The sequence below is a fragment of the Microbacterium sp. ISL-103 genome (genome assembly GCF_018613995.1).
Classification (GTDB): Bacteria; Actinomycetota; Actinomycetes; order Actinomycetales; family Microbacteriaceae; genus Microbacterium.
Genome location: NZ_JAGGPD010000355.1, coordinates 1 through 3,440, shown reverse-complemented (window position 1 = coordinate 3,440; position 3,440 = coordinate 1). Strand labels below are relative to the sequence as shown.

The 3,440-nt window shown below is 66.9% G+C and carries 4 protein-coding genes; 1 reads left to right on the top strand and 3 read right to left on the bottom strand.

Going from position 1 to position 3,440, the window contains the following annotated elements; all coding sequences use genetic code 11:
• Positions 1-695 (bottom strand): carbohydrate ABC transporter permease (locus J7E68_RS13160; protein ID WP_251048960.1); only part of this gene is annotated, 695 nt, incomplete at its 3' end.
• 133 nt (positions 696-828) lie between these two features.
• Between J7E68_RS13160 and J7E68_RS13155 the strand changes: the two genes are divergently transcribed.
• On the top strand, positions 829-1,812 hold the full coding sequence (locus J7E68_RS13155) for a LacI family DNA-binding transcriptional regulator (protein WP_215173288.1): 984 nt from the start codon (positions 829-831) through the stop codon (positions 1,810-1,812).
• A gap of 25 nt (positions 1,813-1,837) precedes the next feature.
• Here the strand turns inward: J7E68_RS13155 and J7E68_RS19850 are convergent, their stop codons facing one another.
• Together J7E68_RS19850 and J7E68_RS13150 are read right to left on the bottom strand one after the other, a co-directional pair.
• Positions 1,838-2,263, bottom strand: coding sequence for a hypothetical protein (locus J7E68_RS19850; protein ID WP_251048959.1), 426 nt, complete (start codon positions 2,261-2,263; stop codon positions 1,838-1,840).
• A complete protein-coding gene (locus J7E68_RS13150; RefSeq protein ID WP_251048958.1) occupies positions 2,241-3,377 on the bottom strand; it encodes an MFS transporter in 1,137 nt (378 codons plus the stop codon). Before J7E68_RS13150 ends, J7E68_RS19850 begins: the two co-directional genes overlap by 23 nt.
• Positions 3,378-3,440: the final 63 nt, after the last annotated feature.

The window sequence follows — 3,440 nt, the reverse complement described above, 5'->3', positions numbered from 1 at the left end:
GAGAAGATCGTCGCGATCACGAGGGCTCCGCGGACGTTGGGGATCTTGATCGAGAAGATCGTGCGCCACGCTCCGGCGCCGTCGAGGGATGCCGCTTCGTACATGTCGGTCGGGATCGTCTTCAGCGAGGAGTAGAAGATCAGCATGTTGTAGCCGACGAACTGCCAGGTCACGATGTTGCCGATCGAGACCAGGATCCACTCGCGGGCGAACGGGGTGATGAGGTCGCTGCCGAGCAGGTCGTTGAAGTTCGACGTCAAGCCGAACTGGTCGCCGTAGATGTAGCCCCACATCAGCACCGCCACGACGGCGGGCACCGCGTACGGCAGGAAGATGAGGATGCGGAAGAACGACGCTCCGCGCAGGCGGGCGCTGTCGAGTGCGAGGGCCGCGGCCAGGGCGAGGGCCAGCATGATCGGCACCTGCACCACGAGGAACAGCACGACGCGGCCGAACGCCTCCCAGAACTGGGGGTCGGTGAGCGCTCGCACGTAGTTGTCGAACCCGACGAACGCGGTGCCGCCGATCAGCTTCTCCTGGAAGAAGCTGAGGTAGAGCGCGTACGCGAGGGGGGTGAGGAAAACCAGGGCGAAGACGACCATGAACGGGCCGACGAAAGCCCATCCCTTCCAGTCGCGCTTCTCACGCCGGCGGATGCCGTGGTCCGCCAGGGCTGCGGAATCTTGAGTCGTCATTGACGAGAACCTTCTTAGAGATCGGGCGCTCACTGCGCCGTGTGTCAACGTCAACATATTCGATGCGCTGCTAGTNNCGATCGTGACTTCGGAACAGCCGGCAGAGCCGCCGCAGCGGCGACGGGATCCCTCGATGGAGGACGTCGCCCGCGAGGCCGGTGTCTCGGGACAGACCGTCTCACGTGTCGTGAACGCCCGAGGCTACGTCGGCGCGGCGACCAGGGAGCGCGTCGAGGACGCCATGCAGCGACTCGGCTACCGGCCCAACAGCGCGGCCCGGGCCCTTCGCTCCGGTCGATTCCGCGCGATCGGCGTCATCATGTTCTCCTTCAGCTCCTACGGCAACCAGCGCACACTCGACGCGATCGCGGTGCGCGCCTCGCAGATGGGATACGCCCTCACCCTCATCCCGGTCGAGTCGAGCGCACGCGACACCGTCGCCGGAGCGTTCCGGCGCCTCGAGGAGCACGCCGTCGACGGGATCATCATCGTCATCGAGGCTCACCAGCTCGACGAGGCAGAGGTCGAGATCCCCGACGGGCTGCCCGTCGTCCTGGTCGACTCGAACCGGGGATCGGCTCATCCCTTCGTCGACACGGACCAGGCACAGGGCGCACGTCTCGCCGTCGAGCACCTCCTCGACCTCGGCCACGAGACGGTCTGGCACGTCGCCGGTCCGGCCAAGTCCTACTCCGCCGAGCGTCGACGCGAGTCGTGGCGCGCGACGCTCGAGGCACGGGGTCACGCCGTTCCCGAGCCGCTGCAGGGTGACTGGTCGGCGGAGTCCGGCTACCGGGCGGGGCTCCGACTCCGCGACGACGACACGGTCACAGCGGTCTTCGCAGCGAACGACCAGATGGCGATCGGCGTGGTCCGGGCGTTCCGTGAGGCGGGGCGCGACATCCCCGCAGACGTCAGTGTGGTCGGATTCGACGGCCTGCCGGATGCCGCGCAGCTGTGGCCCCCGCTCACTACCGTGCAGCAGCATCCTGAGAGGGTCGGCGCCCTCGCGGTCGACGCCCTGCTCGCCGAGCTCGACGGGGGAGAGCGCACCCAGACGCCGCTGGTCGGCACCGAGCTCGTGGTTCGCGAGAGCACGGCAGCGCCGCGGATCTGAGTTCACACGGCGAGGGACACGCCGATCAGGCCTTCTCCGCCACGTCGGCGCCGTCTTTTCGCCGGATCGACAACCCTGCCGGGATGCCCCGCGAGAACAGGATCGACAGCAGGCTGATCACGATCAGCCCGACGAACGACACGCGGAGTGACGAGAGCTGCGACTCGCGGTAGATGTCGGCGAGTTCGCTCGAGTCCTCGTCGCTGAGGCCGGCCGCTTCCCCGATTCCGGCGACGTCGGCTGCGGGCACCACTGTGACGCCGCGGTCCGTCGCGGCGCTCACCGTCTCGCGCACGTCGTTCGAAAGATCGCTCACGGCGACTCCCGACGCGAACGAGGTCGACAGCGCCCCGATCAGCAGCGACCCGATCAACGCTGTTCCGAGCGATGAGCCGAGATTCTGGAAGACGCCCTGCAGTCCGCCGGCTTCACTCGTGTCCTTCTCGCTCACGCTCGACATGTTGACGTTGCCGAGCTGCGAGGCCAGAAGACCGAGAGCGCTGCCGGCGAGGAACATGCCGACCGCGAACAGGCCGCCGCGGAGGTCCTCGGTCACCGAGCCGAGCAGCAGGACGGCGCTGAGANNNNGACCACCGCCGAGACAGAGCGGTGCCGATGATCGAGAAGAGGATCAACGAGACCGAGAGCGGGAAGATCTTGATGCCCGTCTCGAGCGCGTCGAATCCGAGTGTCATCTGCAGGTAGACCGGGACCATGAAGAACAGCCCTGCCGTCACGGCGTACTGGGCGCCGAGTACCGAGAGCCCGCTGCGCAGAGTCGTGATGGAGAACAGGTCCGGCTGCATCAGAGGAGATCGGCCGTCGCGCATCAGCCGTCGCTGCCACCTGATGAAGAGCGTGATCAGAGCGGCGCCGAGCGCGATGCACCAGGTCGTCAGAGAGACTCCGAGGGGTGCGATGGGGATGCCCGCGATCTCCGGCGTGTACAGGGGCAGCACCCACCCCCACGTCTTGCTCTGCAGCATGCCGAAGACGATCAGGACGAGACCGGCAGACGAGAGCAGCACGCTGCCGATGTCGATGCGGATGCTCTGTCGCGGGGTGGAATCGGCGATGATGCGAGCGCACAGCACGACGCCCAGCATGATCACCACCTCGGCGACGAAGACGAACCGCCAGCTCGAGTAGGTGGTCACCGCTCCGCCGATCAACGGACCAGCCGCGACGGCCGCACCCGACACGGCGCCGATGACGGCGAAGGCCGTGACGCGCTCGGCACCTCGGTAGTTGTCGGCGACGAGGGCGGCGATTGCGGGGATCACCAGCACCGCGCCCAGCCCCTCGATGATCGACCACCCGAGGAACAGGAACCCCACGGACGGACTCAGCGCCGTGATGAGGGAGCCTGCGGCATAGACGCACGAACCGATCACGAAGGCGCGGCGTCGACCCCACACATCGCCGAGCTTCGCCCCGAAGAGCATGAACGCCGCCATGGTCAGGGTGTAGAACGTGATCGCCGCCTGCATCGCCGTCACGGAGGTGTCGAGATCGCTCACGACCGTCGATATCGACACGTTCATGACGGTTCCGTCAAGCACCATGACGAACTGCGCGGCGCCGAGCACGATGACGACGTTCCACTACTTCATGACATCTCCTCGGGC